This window comes from Bradyrhizobium sp. CCBAU 51753, assembly GCF_015291565.1.
In the GTDB taxonomy this organism is placed as follows: Bacteria; Pseudomonadota; Alphaproteobacteria; order Rhizobiales; family Xanthobacteraceae; genus Bradyrhizobium; species Bradyrhizobium ivorense.
Window position 1 is genome coordinate 4020195 of sequence record NZ_CP030037.1, and the last position, 23075, is coordinate 4043269.

Annotated in this window: 33 protein-coding genes; 6 read left to right on the forward strand and 27 right to left on the reverse strand. The window is 65.4% G+C overall.

Translation table 11 applies throughout. The features are described from left to right. Positions 1-27: 27 nt before the first annotated feature. From XH93_RS17845 to XH93_RS41905, 6 genes are all read right to left on the reverse strand, one after another. The gene (locus XH93_RS17845; RefSeq protein WP_194474535.1) at positions 28-384 is read right to left on the reverse strand and encodes a hypothetical protein; all 357 of its coding nucleotides are present in this window, start codon (positions 382-384) and stop codon (positions 28-30) included. Between the two features lie 25 nt (positions 385-409). Beyond that, on the reverse strand, positions 410-1438 hold the full coding sequence (locus tag XH93_RS17850) for a hypothetical protein (protein ID WP_194474536.1): 1029 nt from the start codon (positions 1436-1438) through the stop codon (positions 410-412). Positions 1439-1539: 101 nt separating this feature from the next. Then, complete coding sequence (locus tag XH93_RS17855; RefSeq protein WP_194474537.1) at positions 1540-1917, reverse strand: capsid cement protein; 378 nt, start codon at positions 1915-1917, stop codon at positions 1540-1542. Between the two features lie 90 nt (positions 1918-2007). Then, the gene (locus XH93_RS17860; RefSeq protein ID WP_194474538.1) at positions 2008-3093 is read right to left on the reverse strand and encodes a hypothetical protein; all 1086 of its coding nucleotides are present in this window, start codon (positions 3091-3093) and stop codon (positions 2008-2010) included. A gap of 5 nt (positions 3094-3098) precedes the next feature. Next, positions 3099-3416 (reverse strand): hypothetical protein, encoded by a 318-nt coding sequence (locus XH93_RS17865; protein WP_194474539.1) that lies wholly within the window; start codon positions 3414-3416, stop codon positions 3099-3101. Between the two features lie 67 nt (positions 3417-3483). After that, positions 3484-4158, reverse strand: coding sequence for an XkdF-like putative serine protease domain-containing protein (locus XH93_RS41905; RefSeq protein ID WP_210340494.1), 675 nt, complete (start codon positions 4156-4158; stop codon positions 3484-3486). A gap of 26 nt (positions 4159-4184) precedes the next feature. Here XH93_RS41905 and XH93_RS17875 point away from each other — a divergent pair, with 26 nt between their 5' ends. After that, positions 4185-4478, forward strand: coding sequence for a hypothetical protein (locus XH93_RS17875; RefSeq protein WP_194474540.1), 294 nt, complete (start codon positions 4185-4187; stop codon positions 4476-4478). On the opposite strand, the gene XH93_RS17880 is transcribed toward XH93_RS17875, so the two are convergent. The 21 genes from XH93_RS17880 to XH93_RS41915 form a co-directional block, all read right to left on the reverse strand. Next, entirely contained in the window at positions 4456-5514 is a 1059-nt protein-coding gene (locus XH93_RS17880) for a phage minor head protein (protein ID WP_194474541.1), read from the reverse strand. The genes XH93_RS17875 and XH93_RS17880 overlap by 23 nt on opposite strands. Continuing rightward, entirely contained in the window at positions 5514-6995 is a 1482-nt protein-coding gene (locus XH93_RS17885; protein ID WP_194474542.1) for a hypothetical protein, read from the reverse strand. Before XH93_RS17885 ends, XH93_RS17880 begins: the two co-directional genes overlap by 1 nt. Positions 6996-7009: 14 nt before the next feature. Further along, positions 7010-8440 (reverse strand): phage terminase large subunit, encoded by a 1431-nt coding sequence (terL, locus tag XH93_RS17890; protein WP_371815082.1) that lies wholly within the window; start codon positions 8438-8440, stop codon positions 7010-7012. Positions 8441-8486: 46 nt separating this feature from the next. Beyond that, complete coding sequence (locus XH93_RS17895) at positions 8487-9005, reverse strand: hypothetical protein (RefSeq protein ID WP_194475555.1); 519 nt, start codon at positions 9003-9005, stop codon at positions 8487-8489. Then, positions 9005-9223, reverse strand: coding sequence for a cold-shock protein (locus XH93_RS17900; RefSeq protein WP_194474544.1), 219 nt, complete (start codon positions 9221-9223; stop codon positions 9005-9007). Before XH93_RS17900 ends, XH93_RS17895 begins: the two co-directional genes overlap by 1 nt. A gap of 23 nt (positions 9224-9246) precedes the next feature. Then, positions 9247-9651 (reverse strand): hypothetical protein, encoded by a 405-nt coding sequence (locus XH93_RS17905; protein WP_194474545.1) that lies wholly within the window; start codon positions 9649-9651, stop codon positions 9247-9249. Further along, complete coding sequence (locus tag XH93_RS17910) at positions 9648-9788, reverse strand: hypothetical protein (RefSeq protein WP_194474546.1); 141 nt, start codon at positions 9786-9788, stop codon at positions 9648-9650. The genes XH93_RS17905 and XH93_RS17910 overlap by 4 nt, the downstream gene beginning before the upstream one ends. Before the next feature lie 80 nt (positions 9789-9868). Next, the gene (locus XH93_RS41910) at positions 9869-10384 is read right to left on the reverse strand and encodes a hypothetical protein (protein ID WP_210340495.1); all 516 of its coding nucleotides are present in this window, start codon (positions 10382-10384) and stop codon (positions 9869-9871) included. Beyond that, on the reverse strand, positions 10384-10632 hold the full coding sequence (locus XH93_RS17920; protein ID WP_194474547.1) for a hypothetical protein: 249 nt from the start codon (positions 10630-10632) through the stop codon (positions 10384-10386). Before XH93_RS17920 ends, XH93_RS41910 begins: the two co-directional genes overlap by 1 nt. A gap of 35 nt (positions 10633-10667) precedes the next feature. Continuing rightward, positions 10668-10850 (reverse strand): hypothetical protein, encoded by a 183-nt coding sequence (locus XH93_RS17925; RefSeq protein WP_194474548.1) that lies wholly within the window; start codon positions 10848-10850, stop codon positions 10668-10670. Between the two features lie 399 nt (positions 10851-11249). Continuing rightward, positions 11250-11837, reverse strand: coding sequence for a hypothetical protein (locus XH93_RS17930; protein WP_210340496.1), 588 nt, complete (start codon positions 11835-11837; stop codon positions 11250-11252). Between the two features lie 23 nt (positions 11838-11860). Next, positions 11861-12487, reverse strand: a complete 627-nt coding sequence (locus tag XH93_RS17935) for a DUF6362 family protein (RefSeq protein WP_194474550.1) — start codon at positions 12485-12487, stop codon at positions 11861-11863. Then, positions 12474-13010, reverse strand: coding sequence for a GIY-YIG nuclease family protein (locus XH93_RS17940; RefSeq protein ID WP_194474551.1), 537 nt, complete (start codon positions 13008-13010; stop codon positions 12474-12476). The genes XH93_RS17935 and XH93_RS17940 overlap by 14 nt, the downstream gene beginning before the upstream one ends. Positions 13011-13019: 9 nt before the next feature. After that, on the reverse strand, positions 13020-15314 hold the full coding sequence (locus XH93_RS17945) for an AAA family ATPase (protein ID WP_194474552.1): 2295 nt from the start codon (positions 15312-15314) through the stop codon (positions 13020-13022). Beyond that, complete coding sequence (locus XH93_RS17950) at positions 15311-16171, reverse strand: DUF6551 family protein (protein ID WP_194474553.1); 861 nt, start codon at positions 16169-16171, stop codon at positions 15311-15313. The genes XH93_RS17945 and XH93_RS17950 overlap by 4 nt, the downstream gene beginning before the upstream one ends. Beyond that, the gene (locus XH93_RS17955) at positions 16168-16464 is read right to left on the reverse strand and encodes a hypothetical protein (protein ID WP_194474554.1); all 297 of its coding nucleotides are present in this window, start codon (positions 16462-16464) and stop codon (positions 16168-16170) included. Before XH93_RS17955 ends, XH93_RS17950 begins: the two co-directional genes overlap by 4 nt. Further along, complete coding sequence (locus XH93_RS17960; protein ID WP_194474555.1) at positions 16457-16993, reverse strand: hypothetical protein; 537 nt, start codon at positions 16991-16993, stop codon at positions 16457-16459. The genes XH93_RS17955 and XH93_RS17960 overlap by 8 nt, the downstream gene beginning before the upstream one ends. A gap of 6 nt (positions 16994-16999) precedes the next feature. After that, positions 17000-17683: a hypothetical protein gene (locus XH93_RS17965; protein ID WP_194474556.1), complete on the reverse strand. Its 684-nt coding sequence runs from the start codon at positions 17681-17683 to the stop codon at positions 17000-17002. Between the two features lie 22 nt (positions 17684-17705). Next, positions 17706-18287, reverse strand: a complete 582-nt coding sequence (locus XH93_RS17970) for a GcrA family cell cycle regulator (RefSeq protein ID WP_194474557.1) — start codon at positions 18285-18287, stop codon at positions 17706-17708. A gap of 110 nt (positions 18288-18397) precedes the next feature. Continuing rightward, positions 18398-18862 (reverse strand): hypothetical protein, encoded by a 465-nt coding sequence (locus XH93_RS17975; protein WP_194474558.1) that lies wholly within the window; start codon positions 18860-18862, stop codon positions 18398-18400. Positions 18863-19067: 205 nt separating this feature from the next. Then, positions 19068-19322 carry a hypothetical protein gene (locus tag XH93_RS41915; protein ID WP_210340497.1) on the reverse strand — a complete coding sequence of 85 codons (255 nt, stop codon included), beginning with the start codon at positions 19320-19322 and terminating at the stop codon, positions 19068-19070. Positions 19323-19374: 52 nt separating this feature from the next. Between XH93_RS41915 and XH93_RS17985 the strand changes: the two genes are divergently transcribed. From XH93_RS17985 to XH93_RS18005, 5 genes are all read left to right on the forward strand, one after another. Continuing rightward, a complete protein-coding gene (locus XH93_RS17985; protein ID WP_246799655.1) occupies positions 19375-20109 on the forward strand; it encodes a phage repressor protein in 735 nt (244 codons plus the stop codon). Beyond that, on the forward strand, positions 20106-20600 hold the full coding sequence (locus XH93_RS17990) for a hypothetical protein (RefSeq protein WP_194474560.1): 495 nt from the start codon (positions 20106-20108) through the stop codon (positions 20598-20600). Before XH93_RS17985 ends, XH93_RS17990 begins: the two co-directional genes overlap by 4 nt. 287 nt (positions 20601-20887) lie before the next feature. Beyond that, on the forward strand, positions 20888-21199 hold the full coding sequence (locus tag XH93_RS17995) for a hypothetical protein (RefSeq protein WP_194474561.1): 312 nt from the start codon (positions 20888-20890) through the stop codon (positions 21197-21199). After that, complete coding sequence (locus XH93_RS18000; protein WP_194474562.1) at positions 21199-21543, forward strand: hypothetical protein; 345 nt, start codon at positions 21199-21201, stop codon at positions 21541-21543. The genes XH93_RS17995 and XH93_RS18000 overlap by 1 nt, the downstream gene beginning before the upstream one ends. Next, on the forward strand, positions 21540-23066 hold the full coding sequence (locus XH93_RS18005) for a DUF6745 domain-containing protein (protein ID WP_194474563.1): 1527 nt from the start codon (positions 21540-21542) through the stop codon (positions 23064-23066). The genes XH93_RS18000 and XH93_RS18005 overlap by 4 nt, the downstream gene beginning before the upstream one ends. Positions 23067-23075 lie beyond the last annotated feature (9 nt).

Sequence of the window (23075 nt, forward strand, 5' to 3'; positions counted from 1 at the left end):
TCCTGGCCGCAATCGCCGCGATATCCATCAGGCGCAGGCCTGCGCGTTACGGCGGCGCCTGGTGGTCTGGGGCGGCGGCTCCGGCACCAAGCCGGGCAGGGCAGCGACCAGGTCCTTCCAGTCGTCGTCGATCTCATCACCGTCATCATCCGGCTCGATCGGCCGTGGCGCCGGCGGTGGCGGGGTGACGTGTTTCTCGGCAACCGCGATCCAGCGCTTGGCGTAGAGCTCCTCGAGCACGTTGCGGCGCTTGATCGCGGTCTTGTCGAATGGCTCGCCGGGCTTCGGCTGATAGCCGCCGATCGAAAAGCCCAGCGGCCATGCCGCGACGACGAAGTCCGCCGACGGGTCGAACGCCGGGAGCCAGTATTTGATGGACGCCACAGCTGGCTCCCGGTCTCTGTCGGGGTTACGCGATGAGGGTGGTGAAGTAGACGCCGACCTCGGAGGCGATCAGCTTCGGCACATAGGCCTGCTGGATCTCCACGCGATCGGATTCCAGCGCCTCCATCCGGAAGCGCTTGATGCGCTGGCCCATGCTCCCGGCGCCCATGAACCCGGTCCAGGAGAAGGTGTAGCCTCCGGACGGCTGCATGATTGACGGTGACGGGGCTGCGTAGACCAGCAGCGCAGCCTTGCCGCCGATGAAGGCGTTGGACTCACCGGCGTTGACCGTGCCCGCGGTGTTCTCCGCGTTGTTCTCGTTGCCGGTGTTCTGGATGGCGTCCATCACGAGGATCTCGTCGATCTCCATGAGGGCTGCAACCGCCTGTTTGGTGATGATCGCGGGCGCGCCGGGCGATGCGCCGTATTTGACGCGGTCGGTGATCGACGGACACTCGGAGGTCTTCGACCAGACCTGCCGACCCATCACCAGCTTGTTGGCGCGGAAGCCCGAAGCCAGATGGATGGCATCGTTGTACTTCTTCACGTCCGCGACCGGGGTCGCGTTCGCATCGTTCCACTGCAGCACCGAATTGCCGGTCGGAGAGGCGGAGACGCCGGAAACGTCCACCGCGGCACCGGTCCACTTGCCGGTGGTGAAGAAGTTCGATGCCCAGTTCACCTCGCGGTTGATCAGCGCCTGCTGCGACAGGAACAGCGTCGCATCGCGATCCATATCGAGCGGCGAATCCGCGTTGGCGCGGATCTGGTCCTCGATGTCCTTGTGGAGCGCCCAGACGTCCGCGAAATAGCTGGGCGTATTGTCGACACGCCAACCGGCGCCGGCCGACTCGGTGCCGGGCGCGCGCTTGCGCATGGTGTCGCGGTTGAAGTCCGCGCGGGAGTAGGTGAAGTACCGGTCGGATTGCTTGAGCACCGGCACGTTCGGGAACACGCGATCGGCAACAAAGCCGGCCGGGTTCTGCATGAACGCGATCGAGATGTTGGTGAGCGGCGTATTGACGTGGACGTCGCCCGCAGTGGGGTTACCCATGGCGGAAAGTTCCTTTCGGCCTTTTCGAGATCAAAGAGACGAGCCCACGAAAAAGCCCGCCGGTGAGGGCGGGCTGTCAGGGCGGAGGGTGCAGCGTTGTCTTACGACAGGCCGCGGGGCTGGAGCAGGAAGGCGACGATGTCGCCGCTCGATCCGGACCCCTGGAAGAAACCCATGTAGGCGTTGTCGGTCGAGGCCGCGTTCACGGCCGCGCCGTTGGCATCCGAAACGCCGGCCTGGCCAGCCGTGACGCTGCCGCCGAGCACGACCTTCGTCATGGTGCCGGACACGGTGCGCACGCGGCCCGGCCGACCGGCCGCGCCCGGATTGTCCTGAAGGACGCCGATGGCCAGTGCACCGCGGGTTGCGACCGCGATGTTTCCGGAAGAGTCGAGGGAAACGAAGCGATACTGCTTCGTGGAGAGGTCGCCCGCCGCCGGCAGGCTGATGTCGAGATGAGCGGTATGGTCGAACGACATGGTCGTCCTTTCGATTTAGATCGGTGACGTCGTGGGCGGGTGCGCCAGCCGGCGGCTCAGCCGGCAGGCGCTATGCCGCGGAGCCTGAGATCAGGCCGCGCGCTTCTCGTTGAGCGACTTCGCGTAGAGTTCCTTGCCTTCCTTGGTGTCGAGCACCTTGGTGTAGGCCTCGGCCTTGGTGACCTTCTTCTCGGTGGCGTAGGTCTCGACCATCTTGGCGAGTTGGCCCTCGGCGGTGTCGTCGCCGCCGCCGTCCTTGCCGAGCACGGTCATCTGCGCCTTCATGGCGGCATTGCCGCCCTTGAGCATGGCCTCGATCGCCTCGCGATCCTCCTTGCCGAGCTTGGCGATCGCGCGCAGCGCTTTCGCCTTGGCGAGCTCGGTGCCGGGCAGGACCGGGATCTCCGCCGCGGCGCGCTTGGAGAAGTCCTGGATCTCCAGCCGCTCTTGCTGGGCCTTGGCCAGCTCGTAGTGCTCGGCCTTGGCGTAGTCGGACTTGCGAATGACGGCGCCGCCTTCAGCGGTGAAGCTGTCGTCGTTCTTGGCGATATCCGCACGCTTGGCGAGCTCGGCTTCGAACTCCTCCTTCGCCTTGGCAAGCGCCGCGGCGACACGCTTCTCGACATACGGGCGCCAGGCCTTGGCGGTCTCGTCGTCGGCATCCGGCTCCGACATGTCGTCGGCGTTCTGCTGCTTCGGCTTCTTCGCCTTGGTGATGGCTTCCAGCTGCGAGGTCGCGGCTTCGAGCTGCTTCTTCAGGTCGATAACGAGCGGTGACGTCTTCACGGCATCGTCGATCGCCTTCTTCAGTTCCTCTGCGGTCATGTCTTCAACCTTTCCGTTTTTGGACACCCAGCCGTCGGGCAGCTTGCTGGCAAGACCCAGCGACTTCGCCCGCGCGATGATGTGCGCCTTTGCCTTGGCAGGGTCGTTCGCCCGGCCGACGGCGTGGATGGCGTTCTCGAGGTCGCCCCCGTTCTGGATCGGGAATGAACCGTCCGGCAACGCCGCGCCGGTACTGGCAAGATGGTCGCGCTGATCTTGCGAGAAGTTGCGCTTCCAATAGGGCTCCGTGTCGTCGCGCTTCATGATGGTCATGCGCGCGCCGGCCTGTGCCGGTCGGTCGACGGCCGAGATCTCGTTCATCTTGAACGCCCGCATGATGCGCTTCGACATCGTCGTTACCTCTTGGCGACAGCTCGGCGCTGCCAGCGGGCGATCTCCTCGAGATCGCGGTCTGAGCAGGTCACCTCGACGCCGCGCTCGTCGGTGGTCAGATTTTTCACCATGCGCAGCTTGAGCCGCACGCAGGGCAGCGGCACGGTCTGTGCCATCTTGTGCAGGTAACGGTGCATGTCGTCGGTGCTGGGCGGTCCCGCGACGTCGACGTAGTCGCGCTGAGAGAGGTCAGCGATGAACCCGCGCACGGCGTTGAAGACGCCGCTGTCCGACGAGATCAGCCAGCGCACTGCTGGTGCGGCGGAGAGACCGTAGTTCACTTCTTGCCCACGTAGATCAGCAGCGCGATCGCGGCGGCCACGATGAAGAACGAGATTGCATATTCGATCATGCTGCGACCTCTTCGTCGTGGACGCGGTCGCCGCCGATCGAAAATCCGGTGTAGGAGCCGTCCTTGAACTTCGCGAGGATGTCCGCCGGCGGCAGCATCGCGATCATCAGGCCGGTAGTCTCGGTCTCGATGCCCATGGCCTTGGCAATCTCGGCCGTCATCGGCCAGGCGAACACCACGGGCCCGATCTCGTCGCCCTGGTGCATGTCCTTCGCAACGCGGCTGTTCTTCATGAAGTCGGCGGCCGCCTTCAGCATCGAGTCCTCAGGGATGTGGTCACCCTGGGTGTCGTAGTAGGCCTCGCCGGCCTTGTTGCAGACGATGGCCCAGCCGAACACGAGACCGAGGCTGTCGTCGACCTTGAAGACGCTGGCCTCGGTGTCGAACTTCTCGGTCATGTCGTCCTCGGCCTTCGGTTTCTTGCGGGCGCCGCCGAGCGGCGCGTCAACATGGACGCTGCTGCCGCCGGGATCATCCTTCCGGATCCACTTCTTGCCGGTGGCCGGCTTCTGCCACCCGGCCGCACCAACCGCCGTCCAGCCCGCCTTGACGCAATCGTTGTAAGGTTTGTTGTCTTGCTCGGCCTGGGTCGCAGCTTTACAAAAGACCTCCAGCGCCGGCGCCGGCAGGAATTTGGCGATCACCTGCTGGTTGGCGGTGGTGAATGGCAAGGACGTTGTCCCTCAGAGGTTTGGCGATGAGCGAGAAGAGCGCAGGACTTGCAGCGGGCGGCACGGTAGATGGGGGGCCGACGTTCGTGGTGAACGTCCCACCGCGTCACGCGAGCGCCTTCGACAGGCGACACGGAACAGTCGACACGCCGCTCGCCGAGCCCCATGGCTCGACGCTGGCATTCCTCTCGGACCTGCATGAACAGGTCGAGCGGCAGATCAGCATTTGTGGCGACGAAACACTCCGCACGATCATGGTCGACCTGCTCGGGCGACTCGAAGCCGGCGGCGTTCTCGTCAGGTCCGCGGCCGAAGCTTGAACCGGTACAGAACGGCACATCTGCAGTTGCAGGTGTTCTCCGGGCTGGCGTTCGGATCGCCGGGATAGGCGATCGGGCCCGCCGAACACTGGAAGTTCTCGTTCAGCTTCACTGTGGTGCCGTCGAGCTCGACATGAGCATGCCGGACCTTGTTGTCCACGACGGTCGCCCAGGTCTTCGTGACCTGGTCGGCGCCGAACCGGCCATCGTGCACGGCCTGCCGCCAGAGCAGGTTGTTGCCCGAGTTCACCGCCCGGATCGATTCCGTGCGCGCGATCGTCTCCGACCGGTACCGCAGATATCGTTCCGTATAGCGGGCGACGAGACGATCGACCTTCTCGGGCATCATCGCGGCGCCGTCCTCGATCGCGCGCAGCACCGACGCATCGAACCGCCTGTCGCGGAGCGCCCGCTGCAGGGCATCACGGCTACCGTTCTCCAGCATCCGGCGATAGTTCAGCACCGCGCGGGTCTGGTTCTCGGTCAGGCCGATGAACTGCCGGACATCGCGCGCGACATCGAGCGGGTTGCGGCCGGCCGAGACGCCGGCGCGCACCGCTGACGCCACCGAGGCCCGGGCGTCGGCGCCGAGCTGGCGCACCAGCCCCATCTCGTAGGTCCGCAGAAAGTCGACCGTGTGCGGGTTCATCGCACCGAACGACACGTTTGCGGCCGACAGCGCCGGCTCTGCGGCGCGCGCGGCCTGGATGGCGCCAGCAGTGATGGTGTTGGCCACCGGCTGAAAACCAGCAGCCGACAGGTGGCTGTTCACCAGTTGCAGCGCCTGGTCGACGCGACCCTGCTGCAGCAGCGCCTTCAGCTCGCCGACGTCGATCTGCGCATCGATTCGGGCGATCGCGTCGAGGAACGACTTCCTGACCTTGGCGCTGACCTGGTCGGCCTGGCTCAGCAGGCGATCGATCTCTGCGGCGTCGGCTGCCGACATCTTGGCGATGGCCGGCGCTGCCGGGCGGAACGGCGGCGATCGCCGCAGCAGCCACCGCGGATCGGTGGCCGACTTCGCGACGACGAACATCAGGCTGCCTTGCTTCCCGGGCCGCCCTGGGCGGACATGAAGTCGTCGGCCGCCAGATCGCCCTCGGCCGGGTCACCGTCCTTGGTCCGGACGTCGACCGCCGTCTCCGGCGCCGGCTCCGGCAGCCCCGCCGCATCGGCGAGATACGCCGACAGCTCCTCGTTCGGAAACAGCGGCGCGCCGGCGCCGGCGAGCTGCTGGATGTAGGTGCCGAGCTCGTTCAGGTCGACCGGCGCCACGCGCCCGGGCTTCATCTCCGGGATCAGATCCCACGGTATGCCGTTGTAGGAAAAGATCCGCGGCAGCATGAACCGGTTCATGACGTCCGCGATCTGATTCAGGTAGGTCTCGCAGGCACGCAGGAACAGCTCGGACTTGTTCTTCGAGAGGGCGTACGAACCTTTCTGGTCGCCCAGCGTGATGAAGTCGGCGAGCGCCGACATCGCGATGTTGCGGTTGTATCGCGCGATGATCGGGTCGGTCTCGATGGCGCGGCGGCCGCCGGTCGACAACAGCTCAACCTTCACCATCGGGACGGACGACGGGTTGCCGTCTGCCATCGGGAAGTGGTCAGAGCTTTTGACCAGCCCGCCCTGGTGATTGAACTTCATGTCGCGAGCGACTTTGACGTACTGCTGAAGAACAGCCTTGTCCTCAGCGGTGGCGTTCGCCGCGAGATATTTCGACGGGATCGAGACGACCGGCAGGCCGGCGAGCTCGCGCTCGACGCCGATCGCCTCGAAGTCCTCGATCGACTTCTTCAGATACCATGGCCGATAGGCCGCGCGCAGGATCGAGACACCTTCGGGTGAGTTCTTCCGCGACGTCGTCCGGAACAGCAGGGCGCGGTTGATAGGCACGAACAGCGTCTGCCCGCCCTGCGGCGGCATCTGCCAGAGCCCGTCGATGCCGCCGTCCTGCTGCATCTCCCAGCGCTGCAGCGAGTCCTGCGAGCGGATCGGCAGCTTGCGGATGCCAATGCGGCCGTCGGTATATTTCGACCTGGTCGAGCCGTCGTTCTGGTCGGGCCCGACGCGGCGTTTCAGCACCATCTCGTGGTACGACCAGCCAAACGACAGCATCGACATGATCTCGGCGACCGTGTCGCCCCAGGTGTGCGACATGTCGGTCAGCAGCGACTGCGCGAACTCGGCCTCCTTCTGCGCCTCGCCGCTGTCGTTCGCCGGCTCGACGCGCCAGTCCACAGCGCGGAGGATCAGCGTGACGGCGGTCAGCACCGCGTTCACGACCGGATCGGTCTCCGACATCTGCCGATAGACCTTGATCGCCTGCTGCCCGCGGAGCTCGGGCAGGTATTCCTCGTTCAGATAGCCCGAGAAGACTTTGAGGCCGGAAACACCGATCTCGCCGAACGCCTTGGCGTTCGGATCACCCTGGATGCCGGGGCCTATGTAGGGCGTACCCTCGGGCCGCGGTGGGCCCGGCGGCGAGACCTTGGCGATGTCGTTTGCGTCGGCCAAGGTTCAGCTTCCCTTCAGTGGTTCGGTACGCCGGCTGAGACCTGCACCGGGCTGCCGATGTCGGGCGTCGGCGGCGGCGCCGGCTCGAGCAGCTCCGCGAACGCGCGGCTCAGCGCGTCGGTCTGGTCCTTGAAGGTGCCGGCCGGAAATAGGCTCAGCTCCTCGAGGAACGGCTCGATCCAGGCATCCTTCGCCGCATCGCCGGTGCGGATGATCTTGACGTTGCCGACCTCGGCCTGCGCCGACACCGGGTTCGCGCGCAGCTCCTTGTCGCCGCTCTCCGGCGAGAAGCGGACGTCGAAGCCGGCGAGCAGCTTGGCGAAGGCCAGGACCTGGCCCTTTGCGGCCTGTCCTGGATCCTGCGGGATCGAGATCCGGACAGCTGTGCCGTCCTGGGTCGCGGTGTTCTTGATCAGCGTGTCGACCTCGGCCGGCGAAGCGCGCTCGCGGACCGCATGGGCGATGTAATAGGTGCCCGAGGCAACACCGAGCCTGACGCCGGCGGTGTAGGCCGGGCCTGAGGCGGTCTGCGATTTCTTCTTGCTCGCGGCAAGGTCCCAGCCTCGACACCAGCGCGTTGCCGCGGGCGGCGCCGGCACGAACTCGAACCAGTGCCGCTTGAACATGCCACCCTCGCGCGGCGATGGTCTTTGCTGATACTGGCCGGCATAGGCATAGGCCGTCATGTCGCGCTTCAGCTTCTCGACGGTCTCGCGCGAGAAGCGGCCCGGGTCGAGCAGATCGCCGTCCGCGGTCCGCGGGTCGGTAAAGCCGATCGAGGTGGTGCAGCGCCGCTCGGCCTCGAACTCCATCGGCAGCATCAGATGGACGTAGCCCATCTTCAGCTTGAGGATGACGCCCGAGATGTCGTCCTCATGCAGGCGCTGCATGATGACCACGATCGCCGACCGCTCCTGGTCGTTGAGGCGGTTCAGCGCGCCTTCGCGGAATTTCCGCGTGGTGTTGTCGCGCTCGGTCTGGCTCTCGGCCGTCTCGGTCGAGTGTGGGTCGTCGATCACGAGACGATCGCCGCGCTGCGAGGTCAGCGAGCCGAAGGCAACGCCCTCGCGGGTGCCGGTCGACGAGTTCGCGAACGAGGTCTCGCCGGTGCGGGTCAGCACCACCTCGGGCCACAGCGCCTGGTACCAGTCCGACAGCATCAGGTCGCGGCACTTGCGGGTGTCGCGCTTGACCGGGCCGTCGTTGAATGCGGTCGTGAGGTACCGCATCGAGCGGAGCCCCTTCGGACCCCATTCCCAGGCCTGCCACATCACGCTGACGGCCAGCGACTTCGACGAGCCCGGGATCACATTGGCAAGGAATCGGTTGATCCGGCCGGCGGTGATCGCCTCGAGGTGCTCGCACAGTGCGTCGAGGTGCCAGTTCCAGATCAGCGGCGTGTTCGGCTCGAGCACATGCCAGGCCTCACGGAAGAAGCCCGCCAATCTCTCGCACCGCGCGCGGATCGCGTCCGCGTCGCGGGTAAGCCGTTCACGCTCCCGCTCGGTCTCCCGCCGTGTCCGCTCCGCCCTGATCGCCGCCATCATCGCTTGCGGCGAGGGCAAGGGGACCGAAGAGAGCTTCGAGTGCCGCGAGCTGTTCATCGGTCGCTTTACTGAGGTCGACGTGCTGGATCGGTCCACCGTTCTGGCCGGTCAGCTCGACGAGGCGCTTCTCGGTCCAGCCGAGATAAAACCGGGTGTGCTCGCGCCAGGCCTGCACGCCGGCGGAGTTGTTCAGCTTCATCAGCTCGAAGCCGCGGCGCTTGACGCGGACGCGACCTTCGGCCTGACCGCGCTCCCACGCCTCGGCGAAGGCTGGCTCTTTTCGCAGCTGGATGATGGTCGACTTCGAGACGTTGAGCGCCGCGGCCAGTTCCTCGTCGGTGAACTGGAACATGCAGAGCCTGCGGTATCGGGCGAGGCTGATCTCGGCCCTGGGCCGCCCAACCTTGCGCTTGCGCTTCTTCGCCGGCTTCCGCTTCGGTTTCGGCGCCGCCGCGGCGTCCATCACGCCAGCTCGACGTTGGTCGCCTTCAGTCCCTTCTCGGCCTTGGCGAGCTCGTAGGTCACGACCTGGTCCGGCAGCAGGATATGCAGCGAGCTGCCGAGGTCGGTGCGATGAACGAACACCTCGTCGCCGCCGCCCTCGGGGCGAATGAAGCCGTAGCCCTTCGCATCCGAGAAGAACTTGACTTTGCCGCGGACGCGGCCGGCAGATGTCGTCACAACGCTACTCCTGATGCCGGTTCTCAGCTCGCCGGCGCACCGGGCGGCAGCGAAGCCGACAGTGCCGCGGTCTCGGTGGCGACGGTCGCCGCGGCGGCCGCGATGCCGTTACTGGCTGCGGTGATCTTGTCGATCGAGGCCTGCACGTCCGGATCGGTGACGCCGGCGGCGGCAAGCGCCGCGGTCAGCGCGGCAATCTCCGCCTGCACGGCGGTGTCATGCGCAGCGATGTTGGTCGCCAAGGTGTTGACGTTGCCGGTGAGGGTCGCGACGGCGTCGAGGAGCTGCTGGCTCATGGTGATGATCCTGTGGTTGGACTTCAGAAGTTCGATCAGCGCGCCGGCGATCGCGCGGTGGTCATCCTTCGGCGCCTTGTGCGTCATCGAGTCCGCCAGGAACTCGATGATCCCGCCGAAGAGCTTGTTCACGCGATGAAGATCCCGATGCCGACCAGCAGCAGAGTGGCCGCGCCGATCACCCAGTACGGCCACTTCGGATCGCGCTCCGGCTCGCCGTCGTTCCAGAACTCGGATGCGGACTGGCGAACACCGAAATTGCGCGGCATCCGACTGGCCTCGGGTTGCTGGTGGAAGAGCGGCCGGCACTCCCCATGACGAGCGAGCGCCGGCACTGGTTGGCGGTTGGTCAGTCCGCCTTGGAATCCTTCGCTGCCGGCTGTTCCGGCACCCGAACAAAATCGAGATAGAACTTCTGGCCCGGCTCGATCATACCGAGCAGCGCCGGGTTGGCGATCGTCAGCGACAGCTCGCCGGCAGGGCTGAACTTCGCGTAGGTGTTGTCTTCATCGCTGCCGTCGGCCGGGTAGGGCGTCGACCGGGCTACGGCATTGCAGGTGATCCGGTCCTGACCGGCGAACCGCTCAACCTTGTTGACCTGCATCTTGGCGCGCATGAATGCGTGGGACATTGCTGTCTTCTCCGTTTTTTGACCGATCACTGTGAAGAACGGCTTGCGCGGCGACCGGTCGATGATCCGCTCAAGCCAAGCTTCGGCCGCGCCGGGCGGGCAGGTGTGTGGCAACTGCTCGTACTCAGTCGGCCCAAACCAGAGGCCGCCCGGCGCGCGCCTCGTTTCGACCATGCGCCATTCGAGCTTGCCGCCGCAGATCATGCACGGATGCTCGGGCGGGTTCGTCGCCATCACTGAGCCTGCAGCCGCCGGAACGTCTCGAACGTCTGCGCGCGGAAGACCGCGCCGCGACCCTTGCGGATGCCCTTGGTCTCCTCGACCTTCCGCTCGATCCGGCCGGCGTCAGCCAGCCTGGTCAGCGCCTCGGCCACCCATTCGGAATGGCCCTTGATCCGGAACTTGTTCTTGATCCGCACCGGCGTCCGCCAGACGTCGTCGAGCGAAGCGGCAAGCTGCTCCTCGTCGATCGACGGATGCATGCAGGACCCACGCGCGCGGGAGGTGTGAATATTGTTCAAGAACGGGACGGGGCGCTTGTAGAGACCTTCTCGCCGGCCGTGGCTTGGAGCTGCACGGGCATGCCGCCATCGTCGTCATAGGCAATCTTGTGTCGGCCGATCGAGATGATGCGCTGGCCTTCGGTTGTGCAGCAAAAGAGGACCGGCACGCTGCCGGCGATCTGCGCGCCAGACGGCATGTCGATTTTTCCGCCCATTAAGGATTGAGGGACATCGGGGACAAAGTGGACATGCGAGCGCCTTCAGGCGCGTTCGCACATCGCTCGTCTCGCGCGGTACCGGATAAGACTGTCTGTGAGGTGAGGTCAGGGGCGGGAAGCTGGCGCCGCTTGAGGCGGCTTGCTTCCGCTTGGACACAGTTCCGCTTAATGCGGATGCGCGCGATGAGAACCGCGAAATTTTTGGAATGTCAAGCGACAACTTGCGACATACCATGATGTCGCGCAGCTAACTTATTGATCTAGATGTATAAAAAAGTTCTTCGTCCGTCCGTCGGACACGACGAGACATCGTCGATATGTCGCACATACGGCTACGTTATGCGCAGGCTAGGGACACGATACCAGCATGATTCGCCGCTACTTCCGCCACGGCACCGAAGGCAACGGATCGGGCACCAGCGCCAGGATGCCGGTGTGCTTCGGTAGGCCGCGAGCGACGTTCTGGCCGACGAGGTGGGCAACCTTGACCTTGTAGGCATGCAGGTAGTCCGAGTAGCTCAGCGCCGGCGCAGCCGTGGCGACCGCCAGCGCCCGGTACTGCTTGTAGGCCGCGTTCATCGTCCGCAGGCCGCCCGACTTGTTCCAGGCGTCGAGTTGGGTCTCGAGCTCGCGGATCTCGTCAGCTGCCGCAGCCAGAACCTTGACCGGCTGTTCCCATGTTGCGCCGACGGCGGCCGCCGCGATCTCGAAATCGATCTTCAAGGCATCAATGCTTGAGGTCGATGAACACTGCGCGACCACGAGCTCAGCATGCGCGGATTTGGTGAACACGAACGCCTCCTCACCGCGCTCGCCTTCGGCCGGAATGGGGCCGGGCCAAAGGCCAGCTTCCAAGCGAATGACGCCGGCGCCGTTGTCGATCGCAACGGCGATGGTCAAGCTTCGTCCTGCGATGTACGCGGCCATCAGCTGGTCAAGCCTCCGCTGGCGAACGCTGTCGGCCATCCGGGCGCGACGTCCGGATTTCTTCACGAAACGGCCACCCGCGTGATAATCAGGCGCTCGGTGACCGTCCGCAGGCCGATCTGCCAATTCTGCTGGAAAAGCTCATGCTTGATCGCCCGCCGCTCACAGCACTTGCGGATGTCGATCTTCATCGCCGCCCACATCGCGCGCAGGCTCAGCGCGCGCGCGCGGTCCGGATTGTCGACGAGGTGCTCGAAAGGCCACCGCAGCGCCTGGTCCATCCTGGTGATCTGCGCGGTGGTTGGCGCTATCCGGACGCGGTTGCGGTAGTCCTCGAAGCTCTCGCCGGCTTCGGCCATGTCGAGAAGGTCCTTCAGCGACGGCCGCTCCTGAACCGGCGTCGGCATCCCGTTGCCGAACTGTTTCGGCCTGGTGCGGGCAGGCAGCGACACCAGCACCGCGAAGGCCTCCTCGAGGCGGTCCAGGACGTGCACCTGCGTCCACTGCGGAGGCAGCTCGCGGACGCTTTCGCGCGTCGCGCGCGCCGGCGGCGCCGTGCCCCAACCGAGGGCGCCGAGGACGTAGCTGCGCAGATCGGCGTCGCCTTCGCGATCGATCCGCGCCATGAGCTCGGCCCGGTCGGCAAGCGACAGCTGGGTGAGGTCCACCTCGTCATCAGCGATTGACATTGACGAGCTCCCGCATTGCGCAGTGGAAGGCGGAGAGCGGCAGGTCGAACCACTCGCCGACCATGCTGCGGTGAGCGAGCCTGCCGTGCAGCGCGGCCTCGATCTTGGCCGCGGTGGCGCGCGCGCCGGCAAAATGCGCGGACAAGACCGAGAGCTGCTGCCAGTTGCCGGTTTGCAGGGCGCTCAGCCGGGACACCACATCGGACGTGATCCCGATCTTGATCGGGCCATCCTCGCGGGCTCCGATGGCATAAACGACCAGCGCGCCAAGGCGGGCCAGGGAGCCGAGCGAGCAGGGATCGTTCACCGGCTGCCCTAGCGTCGGCGGCCATGGTCCCTTCTCGCCGCCAGCCACCTGAAAACAGGCCTTGCCGAGGTCCGGATGCTGTTCCGCCATGAGACAGCGAGGGAAGAGACAACATCGCGCATCATGTCTGTCGTATGATGTCGCAACATGTCGCTCTCGTTGTTTTTGCTGCATATTTTCTTTTTGCAGTTGTCGCAAAACAGGATGTCGCAACATGTCGCAACCTCACTCGTCCGCCATCATGGCGTCTTCCAAATCCCCTTGGGTCTCGGTCGTCAGGGCGGTGCCGCCCTGCAGCTCGGTGGGGCCAGAATTGGCCTCGCGCCCGGTCAACCAGACGTAGTTTCCGTCCCGCCCGATGATGCCGAGGCGCAGGAACTTCGGGCCGGCGCGCTCCATCGCCTTGCGCACGGTGGCCGGGTTCTTCTCGAAGGCGACGGCCTCGAAAGCGTCCCTCCAGAATTTGTACTGGACGACGGTTGCAATCGACCGGGGCAGCTTCGCGCGCAGCACCTGCGGCACCGGCTCGCCATGGTCTCCGATCGCCTTCTTCAGTGCGGCCAGGATGTTTGCGTTCTGGTCCGACAGGCTCAGCGTCCGGTCGCTGAAGCGGCCCTTGCCCTTAACCTCGAGCTTCTCGCCCATCGGCAGCGTCACGCACGAAGTGATCGGCTTGCCGTCGATCGCGCGGTGCCCGATCTCGACCTGCATCAGCTCGAACAGGATCTTGGCGCCGTCCTCGTCGTCCTTCTGCTTGTCGAGCGTCATCGTCCGGAGCTTACTCTCCGGATCCTTCGACACCAGCATGACCTGGTCGACGCCGGCATAGACCGAGGTGTGGCCGCGCAGCTTCGTGCCGTTGGCGTTCATGTGGTGCACGAGGCAGACGTGGCAGCCCGGCACAGCATCGGCGATCCGGTCGACGTTCGCCATCACCGTGCCCATGTCGCGGCCGGAATTCTCGTCGGCCATCCCTTGCGCCTTCTGCAGGGTGTCGATGAAGAGCGCGATCGCCGGCATGCCGTAGAGCCGCTCGACGCCCTTGATCTCCTCGATCAGCGCCGCGGTGTCGCCCTCGTGGCTGTGGATGTCGATCTTGGACTGCAGGATATAGATCGGGATCCGGCGATCCTTCGCCGCGCCGAAATACTGTCGCCAGGCCCTGAAGCGTTTCTTGATGCCGCGGCCGCCTTCGCCGGCCTGGTAGATCACGAGCCCCGGGGTCATGATCTTGTGGCCGAAGAATTTCATCGCGGTCGCGATGCACATCGCCATGTGGATGGCGAGGAAGGACTTGCCGGACTGCGAGGCGCCGCCGAGGACGGACTTGTCGCCGACGGTGATCAGGCCGTCGATGACGTGGGCATGCTCGGGTCCTGGCTCGTCGAGCTGCTCGAAGGTGATGCCGCCGAATTTCGAGACGAAGGGAGGAGGGCGCCAGTCCGCCGCGGCGGCAACCATCTCGAGGAGCTCTTCGGCGGTGCCTTCGCGCTCCCGCACCCAGTCGGTGACGTCGGCACCCTTCGGTGCCATGTCCCAGACGCCGGCGAAATCGACGAGGCGGATCCGCTTGGCGACGTTGTTCAGGGATTGCGCGACGATCTGGCCGCGCTCGCGCCCGGGCTGGTCGTTGTCCAGGAGGATCACGACGTCGCGGCCGCGCAGGATCTCTGCATGATCGGCGCGCCAGTTGCGGGCGCCGCCGCTGTTCGTCGTGGCGACCAGACCCATAGAACGCAGGGTCTCGACGTCCTTCTCGCCCTCGGGCAGGAACACGATGGCGTCAGCATCGCCTTCCTCGCGCATCTCCATCAACCGGTAGAGGCCGTGATGGACGCCGATCGGGAAATGCCGGCGTTCGGCACCGACCCACTTCTCGATCCTCTCTTCCGTTGCCTGGTACCAGTCGCCGTCGCGGCCGCGCAGGAACTCGCCGGCCGACAGCCCCCAGATCCAGCTCGTGCCGTCGCCGGACGGGCGGCGCTGCATGAAGGTCTTCTTGCGCTTTTCGCCTTCCATCCATTCGATGCGGCAGACCTGGTAGATCAGGCTGCCGCCGGCGTCGGCATAGTCGTAGGTCCGGGTGATCTCGCGCTTGGATGGTCTGCCGCGGTCAGGCGCGGCACGTGAGATGTCGTAGGCATCGGGATCGAAAGGCGGTTCATCGCGATCCGGCGGTGACGCCGGGCTCGGCGCGGTGCGCGCCGGCCCCGCACCGCCGTTGCCGTTCTTCGGCACCGGAAGGCCCGCGATCTGGGCGCATTCCTCGACCGCGGCCGGGAAGTCGACCCCGCGGGTCTCCATCAGGAAGCTGAAGATGTCGCCGTGCTTACCCGACGAGAAATCGTGATAGAAGCCCTTGGCGTCATTGACGGTGAAGGACGGCGAGTTTTCCTTGTTGAACGGTGACAGACCGACGAACTCAGCACCCTGACGCTTGAGCTTCACCGTCCGGCCAACGACTTCCGAGACCGGAAGCCGTGCGCGCAAATCGTCGAGGAATGCCGCCGGAAACGTCATTGTTCAGTGACAAGCGCCTTCTCGAGGTGATCGCCGATGATCTCGACGAGCGGAACTGAAATGCCGATTCCTTCCTGAACCGCGCGGAGGCGGGCATCGGAATAGGCCTTGAAGAAATCGAAGCTCTGCATGGCATCGATGAGCGCATCGCCTGCGCCCCCCCATGCCGGCTCGCCGTCGAGCACGGCGCACAGCGCCTCCACGACGGGCGCCCGCACCATGCCGATGTTGCCGTCGCCGGTTTTCGTGATGCAGGACAGCGCGGCGACGAAGACATCACGGCCGTAGCGCTTCAGCTGCCGGGCGAGACGCGCGGCCGCGAGCGTCTCGCCGACCCTTATGTCGGCGGCCGGAATCGGATAGCGGCAGATGGTGACCCCGCCATCACGGCAGGCCTCATGGAGTGCGACGGATTCGGCATCGCCGGCGGCGACACGGGCGTGGTAGAGCTGCATGGTCGATATCGCCGTGACGCCGCCGTTGATGGCGGCGAACGCGTCGGCCTGATCGGCAAAGCCGGCCTTCATCACGAGGCAGGGAACGTCACGGATCCCGCGCAGCGCCGCCGCAGTGGTGCGGTGCTGGCCGTCGATGACCGCAAACAGCTCCTCGTCGCCGTCGATCTCGGCCACCACGACGGGCGCGAACTTCGCCCAGGAGAAATTCTCGGCGATCGACAGCACGCTCTTCTCCGAAGCGCGGCCCACGATCTTGCGCTGGTACCGCTCGTCGACTCGCAGGTTCGTGATCGCAATCCAGAACAGCCTCGGCTTCTCCTTGGCGTCGATGTTGGAAAGGGTCTTGCCGGTGAGACGGGCGCGGAACTTGGCACCGCTGATCCTGGTGAGCTCGGTCATAGCGCTGCCACCTTCGGGATGCGACTGAACCAGCTGCCCATCTTCTTCCGTGCAGCAACGGCGCGGATCTCCGTCTCGGCCGCGGCGCTCTCCTTGAGGAAGCGATGCGCCGCAGCGAGGTGGTCGAGGGTTTTCTGCAGCTCGGCGAGCGCGAGCGTGGTGCCCATCGGCGAGAGCCCGACACGGTGCGACAGGAGCTCCATCTGCTCGAAATCGAGCCGGACCTTGGTGGCGGCAAGGGTAATAGCGACGGCCATGTCGTCGAACGAGGGCGGCGCGGCTTGGTCAGGCACGTTTCCTCTCCCCAAATAAATGAAGTACATCCGGGGTCCGGCCCATGAATGTTTGGCCGGCCCAGTCCCAGATACCAGCGGCATCCGCCTGGTTGTCGTCCTCGGCATCCCATCCCAGCAAGCGGCAGCGATCGATTGCGGCTTTCTTCGCCTCCGCGCGCTTCAGCTTTGCGGTGCCGAGGAAGTGCTTTCTCCAGGTGTTGATCGAGGCAAACTCGAGCCTGACGCCCTTGCAGGCTGTGATGCCGGCAAAAATGCCGAACATCCCGATCGTGATCATCGTGGTGTCGTGGTTGGTAAAGCCCTGTGCGCCGGACGGCGGGACAGCGCGCTCGATCACCACCATGTCAGGCGGATCATCTCGCAGCCGCGTCGCCATCCATTCCACCGCGCGGCCGTAGAAGTTCGGCAGCTCGTCGTTGCCGCGGAAGTCGACCGTCTCAAGGCGCGGGACCTCGCCGGGTCGCCCGAAGGCGACGCCGGTCTTGCTGGCGACATCCAGGGCAAGAATGGTCCCGCGCTGCTGCATGCTTCCTCAGTGCGCGGCAAGGCTGTCGACGGCGGCGGCACCGCGTTTGGTGCCGAGCTGGTCGATGGTGCCGTTCTTGATGGCCTCCTGGACGGCATCGTTCTGTGCCCGCATCGTGTCGACGAACGAGCCCTTGGGTTTGCCGTCGCCTTCCTCGTCCTCATTGTCCTCGAGCTTCTTGAAACCCTTGGATGCCAGCTGCTCCTGGCCGATTCCATAGCCGCGGTTGTGCTCGCGGTGCGCTTCGGTCGTGACGTGGTGCGGATTGTTGCAGCTCTCGCCGGCGAGGCCCTGCCGCTTGCCTTCGTTGAAGGCGCGCTCGGCCAGCGGCGTGCGGTCATCGCTCGGGAACATGTCGGCCTGCGTGCCGATCGGAACGCCGAGCCAGCGCAGCACCTGGGCGTCCTGTTCGATGCGCGCCCGGATCGCCTTCTCGCCTTCCGGCGTCGAGGCCTCGATCAGGCACTTGATCTGGTCCATGCCGTTCTTGCCGAGGTCGGCCTTGACGATCTTGCCGTGGTTGCGCAGCGCGGCGTCCGCCGCCTTCTTCGCCGCCAGCAGTCGTTCATGGGTCTGCCGGTGCTGTTCCAGCAGCGAATAGCGCTGGTCGTCGGTCAGCTCCTCGAGCGTCTGCCGCGGCGCCGCTGATGCGCCGCTGCTTTTACTGCCGTCACCTTTCTTGCGTGCCATGTGTGGCTCCTTTAGTTGGCATTCACCGCTTGTAATAGTTGTTCGGCCGCGCGCGATTGAGCTTCGGCGCCAGATCCTCCGGCGTCCGCACCCGCGCTACCGGCGCCTGGTAGGCGATGCGGCAGTGAGCGGCGCAGTACGGCTGGCCGGGCACGGCCTTGCCGCCGCAGAACTCGAATTCAGGGGTGAGGGGATCGCCGAGCGGCCAGTGGCAATTCAGGTCGCTCAGCTGATGCAGCTTGATGCCGCGGCCATCGGGCTTGCCAGTTAGATTGGCGTCGACGCCGGGCTCGGCGGCGTCGATCTCGCGCTGGATTGCGGGACTGTTGGACTGGTTGCGTTTCGGCCGGAAGGTCGGCATCTGCGAGACCGAGGCGATCTTGCCTGGTTTCGGCGGCCGCGGCGGCGCGGCCGGTCTCGCTGATGGCTGCCCGGCGCTCGCATCGCGGCGCGCCGGCAGCTTCAGGCGATGCGCCTTGCCGATGATCGCGCTGCGCGTGAAGCCGCAGGCCAGTTCGTTCGCGATCTGGCTGCAGCTGAGACCCTTGGCCCAAAGTCCTCTCAGCCGCTCGACGCGGTCATCAGTCCAGACTGGTTCAATCATGGAGTTCGCCCCGTCGATTGACGGAGTCCTGCCGCACGCGGCATCGCCCCGTTATTGCCGCAGGACCGCTGCGGCGCCGCTACTCGTGATGACGCAACAGGAACGCGCGGCTAGCCGACCACGCGCAGCCTCGTGATGGCGCGCACCGTGTCCTCGGCGACGTCGATCACGGCGCCGGCGCGGACCTCGGTTTCCTTGATCTCGTTGTTGGTGGCCTTGCCGTCGGATGCGGCTTCCAGGGCATGCGATTGCAGATTGGCGGTGGCGTGCGCGAGCTTGCCGACCAGCTTATTGACGTTGTCGACGAGCTCGGTTTTCTCGTCGGCTGTCAGGATCTCGTAACCGCGGCGCCGCGCCCAGGCCTTCAGAATCGGATCGCCGGCAGCGGCGTCCAACTCCATGGCGCGCCACAGCGAGATGTGGCGATCGACGTCGTCGCTGGCGAAGCGGCTCAGCTCGGAGCCCTCGATCCCGGTGAATTCGGCCGCGGCGCGGTTGCCGCCGAGCGCATTGATCGCCTGCCGGACAAGGCGTTTCGTGAACGCCTGGATCTCGGTCAGCACCAGCTTCTGCATGTCCCCCAACTCCTGGTTCTTTCAATGTTCCGAAAAATCGATGGCATGACTTCGCGCGCAGGTAGTGGCTGGATGCGCGGGAAAGGAGACGACCGATGTTGAACGATCCGGTGCTCGTCACGATCCTGCTGCTGCACACTGCCTGCATTCTGCTGCTGGGCTGCGCCTGCTGGCGGCTTGCCATCCTGCTGAAGCGGGCGAGGGCTCATGAATCGCTCCGCTCGGGCAATGGCACCTTCGGTCGCGGAAAACCGATCGGCCAGGGCGTATTGTCGTCCCAGCGCTCGGAGAACCACGAAATAGCCTTCTCGAACTGATCGGTGCCGAGGTTGCCGCCGCGCTGGATCGCGGCGAATCTCTTGCCGTCGTTGAAGATCAGCGTCGAAACCCGCGCGAGCGAAATTTCCTTTGCGCTGCAATAGGTTTCCGCAACGGTTAACAGCTGGTCGGTGAGCTTCATGGCTGCTGGACTATGCGGGTATTTACCCGCGTCGTCAAGACGGAGCGGGAATATGTCCGCTCACGCCACTGGAACCGGCGCGGGTATAATCCCGCGCATGAAGGCATCCGGCAAGGCGATCATCGGCAGAATTTCGAGGCGGCTCAAGGCTCTACGGATGAGCGAGAACGCCGCGAGCATCGCGGCCGGCCTTTCCAGGGATACCATCAGAAGCATCCGCAGGAACGTTGAAAACGGCAAGCAGCGCGGTGTCTCTACGGAGACGCTGGAAAAGCTGGCTCCCGTGCTGCGGACATCGAAGGCCTGGCTTTTGACCGGTGATGGAGAGGAGGAGCGGGCTCTCCTCGGCTATTTGGCCCAACCGGATTCGCCCTTCGACGGGGAGACCCCCATCGATGGCTTCAACGCCAGCTCTGGCGTGCCGCTGGTTGGCTTCGTCCGTGCCGGCGCGGAAGCTGTCTATTTGCCGCTGAACGAAAACGAGTGGGACCGCGTGCCGGCGCCGGGCAATGCGACGCCGCTGACGCGCGCGCTGGAGATCCGAGGTGACAGCCTCGGCGAATTGTTCGACCGCTGGCTGGTCTTCTTCAACGACGAGCACCGCGCGATCACCCCTGACCTGGTCAACAAGCTCTGCGTCCTCGAGCTCGAGGATGGCCGCACGCTGGTGAAGAAGATCAAGCGCATCGGCGCGGGAACCTACGAACTGCTCTCCAACACCGAGCCGCCGATCCGCGACGCAAAGATCCGCTGGGCCGCGAGGGTCATCGACATGAGGCCACAATGAGCGCCGTAAAGACCGTGGTTTGGCTTGGGATAGCCGGGTTCGCTGCGAGCGGCTTCGCAGGATCGGCGTGCGCCGCAGAGCCCGAGTTCCGAAAGGCGACGAACGAGATCTCGGTCGCGGCCTGTAACGGCGTCGCTCAGGACGCTGCAGCCGAGGTGAAGGCGACGGGCAGAGCCCCAACCGACAGTTACGTGAACATGATTCGGGACATCTGTCTCATGAACGAGCAGGAAGCGATGGATCGAGCCGCGGCGCTGAAACAGACTGTGCCGGCCACGATGTGGAAGGCCTGCGAGGACAGGGTGTCAGCCGCACCGAAAAAGTCGTTCAGCAACATGATGCACTGTCTGGATGATGATCTGCAGGCTTTACCGGACAGCAAGCTGCCTGCTGGAACGGTCATCCAGTTTCAGTCCGGGAGAGAGCGCCGATACTGGACGTTGGCCGAGTGTCGGAAGAGCACCGCCAGCACCCCTTGCGTCGCCAAGTAACATACTCTTGAGCGCCCTTCAGGCGCGCTCGAGGGACGGACATGACCCCAATGTCCATTTTGTCCCCGAAGCCTGTGGCGCGGCTTTTGCACCATATAGAATAGATAACTAATCTATCCTCGTATTGGGACGGTGCTTGAAGCACCGTCCATACGGGAAGTATCTCAAGGGAACCGTATACGCGCGCGCGACGGGGCCAAAAAAAATAATTTGCGGGTTTATACCCGCTTCCCTATTGACGCGGGTAAATACCCGCATATGATCCCTCCAGACCTTGGGAGGGTTTCATGCGAACCGCACCGCGCCACCGACCTGCCGAACCGGCGATCCAGATCGCCCGGATGATCGGCATGTACGGCACCTGCGAGACCATCAAGCTCGAGCTCAATGGTGAGGAGATCGGCCGGGCCGTCCTGTACGTGAAGCTCGGCGTCGGGCTGGTCTGGGACATCGGCGTCGCCGACGGCGATGAGGAGCGCTCAGTCACTCTCCCGTTGGATCGGTCCAAGACAAACGAGGAGATGTGGTCTGCCGTTGAGCTGACGCTCCGGCTGCTGGCCTCGCCGATCGTCGACAAGCAGCAGGCGAGGGCGGCGTGATGACCTTCGCAGAGTTCAAAGCGGGAGAGCCCGCCCGGTGCATGTTCCGTAAGCTAGGCTTGTCGGAATATCTCGATGCTGCGTCGAGCTGGCGCTCACTTCGCACACTGATCGTCGACTTCAACGATTGTGATCAGGGCAACTTCGTCAAGCTCGTTCGTCAGTGCGACGGCGTCTGTTCGTCCGGCGAGCGCATCCTCCTTCACGCGATCTGTTACGCCTGCGACTTCGCCTGGCTAGCGGACAAGCTGCAGAAGAAGGGCGCCGTTTGGCAAAACATGGACCGCGCGAGTGGTGAGTGGGGCAGGGCAGTTGCAGCCTGCATCGAAGGGGTTGCGTCATGACCAAGATCATCCGGACCAAGACCAAGGCGCACGGCGGGGTCACGGACCGCGAGCTGAAGCTGATGGAGGAGCACTCCAGGCTATGGATTTCCCGGGCCATGCGGACCGATCCGATTGAGCCCGAGAAGATCATCCCGGCGATCGAGGGGTTGTATGAGGTCGCCGGTCTGAAGAAGCCGCGCGTCGTGATCGTGCCGTCGCCGCTGGTGATGGCGTTCGCCTATGGCGCGTCTGCAGCCATCTGGTACGCGCGCAAGCATCCGAAGGATGGTGTGCGCGCGACCTACGCCGCGACCTACGACGCGACCCGCGCCGCGACCGACGACGCGACCCGCGCCGCGACCGACGACGCGACCCGCGCCGCGACCGACGACGCGACCCGCGCCGCGACCGACGACGCGACCCGCGCCGCGACCGACGCCGCGACCTACGCCGCGACCCACGCCGCGACCCGCGCCGCGACCGACGACGCGACCCGCGCCGCGACCGACGACGCGACCCGCGCCGCGACCGACGACGCGACCTACGCCGCGACCGACGACGCGACCCGCGCCGCGACCGACGACGCGACCCGCGCCGCGACCGACGACGCGACCCGCGCCGCGACCCGCGCCGCGACCTACGACGCGACCGACGACGCGACCCGCGCCGCGACCTACGACGCGACCCGCGCCGCGACCGACGACGCGACCCGCGCCGCGACCGACGACGCGACCCGCGCCGCGACCTACGCCGCGACCTACGCCGCGACCTACGACGCGACCCGCGCCGCGACCGACGACGCGACCCGCGCCGCGACCGACGACGCGACCGACGACGCAGAAAAATTTGCCGCTCGCGCCTGTAAGGCGCTCGCGGGAGATTTCGGGCTCCTATGCGCCAACCGCTGGGCCAACAACTACCAGGGCGGCAACATGTGGGCCGGCTACGACGGCTACATCACCGCCTGCCGCGATATCCTCGGGCTGGAGCTTCGCGAACACGCCGCCTACGCGCACTGGGAGCAGGCCGCAATTCATGGCGGCTTCCGCATCATGCACGAGGAATTCTGCCTGGTCTCCGACTTCCCGGAGATCATCCTCAAGGACGAACAGAATCGCCCGCACTGTGAGACCGGCCCCTCACACCGCTGGCGCGACGGCTGGTCGCTGTATTACTGGCACGGCACGAAAATCCCGGCCGAATGGATCGAGGACAAAGCCGCGCTGACGGCGGCGGTCGCGCTCGGCGAACAGAACATGGAGCTGCGCCGGGCCGCCTGCGAGATCCTCGGCTGGTCGCGCATCCTGTCCGAGCTGAAGGCGAAGACCATCGACCGTGATCCTGACCCGCAGATCGGCGAGCTCGTCGAGGTCCGGCTGCCAGACCTCCGCGATCCCGCGAAATTCCTGCGGGTCCGCTGCGGCACCGGCCGCGAGTTCGCGATCGGCATCCCGCCGCACATCACCAAAGCACTCGATGCCCAGGCCTGGATCGTCGGCCTGGAGCCAAGCGACTTCGTCAAGCCCGAGGTACGGGCGTAACCCCCAGGA

Bases quoted from the DNA above. Each gene is read 5' to 3' on its own strand.
- XH93_RS17850 (WP_194474536.1), bottom strand. From the start codon at position 1,438: ATGGGTAACCCCACTGCGGGCGACGTCCACGTCAATACGCCGCTCACC.
- XH93_RS17855 (WP_194474537.1), bottom strand. From the start codon at position 1,917: ATGTCGTTCGACCATACCGCTCATCTCGACATCAGCCTGCCGGCGGCG.
- XH93_RS17860 (WP_194474538.1), bottom strand. From the start codon at position 3,093: ATGTCGAAGCGCATCATGCGGGCGTTCAAGATGAACGAGATCTCGGCC.
- XH93_RS17875 (WP_194474540.1), top strand. From the start codon at position 4,185: ATGAGCGAGAAGAGCGCAGGACTTGCAGCGGGCGGCACGGTAGATGGG.
- XH93_RS17880 (WP_194474541.1), bottom strand. From the start codon at position 5,514: ATGTTCGTCGTCGCGAAGTCGGCCACCGATCCGCGGTGGCTGCTGCGG.
- XH93_RS17895 (WP_194475555.1), bottom strand. From the start codon at position 9,005: ATGGACGCCGCGGCGGCGCCGAAACCGAAGCGGAAGCCGGCGAAGAAG.
- XH93_RS17910 (WP_194474546.1), bottom strand. From the start codon at position 9,788: ATGCCGCGCAATTTCGGTGTTCGCCAGTCCGCATCCGAGTTCTGGAAC.
- XH93_RS41910 (WP_210340495.1), bottom strand. From the start codon at position 10,384: ATGGCGACGAACCCGCCCGAGCATCCGTGCATGATCTGCGGCGGCAAG.
- XH93_RS17920 (WP_194474547.1), bottom strand. From the start codon at position 10,632: ATGCATCCGTCGATCGACGAGGAGCAGCTTGCCGCTTCGCTCGACGAC.
- XH93_RS17925 (WP_194474548.1), bottom strand. From the start codon at position 10,850: ATGCCGTCTGGCGCGCAGATCGCCGGCAGCGTGCCGGTCCTCTTTTGC.
- XH93_RS17930 (WP_210340496.1), bottom strand. From the start codon at position 11,837: ATGGCCGACAGCGTTCGCCAGCGGAGGCTTGACCAGCTGATGGCCGCG.
- XH93_RS17935 (WP_194474550.1), bottom strand. From the start codon at position 12,487: ATGTCAATCGCTGATGACGAGGTGGACCTCACCCAGCTGTCGCTTGCC.
- XH93_RS17940 (WP_194474551.1), bottom strand. From the start codon at position 13,010: ATGTTGCGACATCCTGTTTTGCGACAACTGCAAAAAGAAAATATGCAG.
- XH93_RS17945 (WP_194474552.1), bottom strand. From the start codon at position 15,314: ATGACGTTTCCGGCGGCATTCCTCGACGATTTGCGCGCACGGCTTCCG.
- XH93_RS17950 (WP_194474553.1), bottom strand. From the start codon at position 16,171: ATGACCGAGCTCACCAGGATCAGCGGTGCCAAGTTCCGCGCCCGTCTC.
- XH93_RS17960 (WP_194474555.1), bottom strand. From the start codon at position 16,993: ATGCAGCAGCGCGGGACCATTCTTGCCCTGGATGTCGCCAGCAAGACC.
- XH93_RS17965 (WP_194474556.1), bottom strand. From the start codon at position 17,683: ATGGCACGCAAGAAAGGTGACGGCAGTAAAAGCAGCGGCGCATCAGCG.
- XH93_RS17970 (WP_194474557.1), bottom strand. From the start codon at position 18,287: ATGATTGAACCAGTCTGGACTGATGACCGCGTCGAGCGGCTGAGAGGA.
- XH93_RS17975 (WP_194474558.1), bottom strand. From the start codon at position 18,862: ATGCAGAAGCTGGTGCTGACCGAGATCCAGGCGTTCACGAAACGCCTT.
- XH93_RS41915 (WP_210340497.1), bottom strand. From the start codon at position 19,322: ATGAAGCTCACCGACCAGCTGTTAACCGTTGCGGAAACCTATTGCAGC.
- XH93_RS17985 (WP_246799655.1), top strand. From the start codon at position 19,375: ATGTCCGCTCACGCCACTGGAACCGGCGCGGGTATAATCCCGCGCATG.
- XH93_RS17990 (WP_194474560.1), top strand. From the start codon at position 20,106: ATGAGCGCCGTAAAGACCGTGGTTTGGCTTGGGATAGCCGGGTTCGCT.
- XH93_RS17995 (WP_194474561.1), top strand. From the start codon at position 20,888: ATGCGAACCGCACCGCGCCACCGACCTGCCGAACCGGCGATCCAGATC.
- XH93_RS18000 (WP_194474562.1), top strand. From the start codon at position 21,199: ATGACCTTCGCAGAGTTCAAAGCGGGAGAGCCCGCCCGGTGCATGTTC.
- XH93_RS18005 (WP_194474563.1), top strand. From the start codon at position 21,540: ATGACCAAGATCATCCGGACCAAGACCAAGGCGCACGGCGGGGTCACG.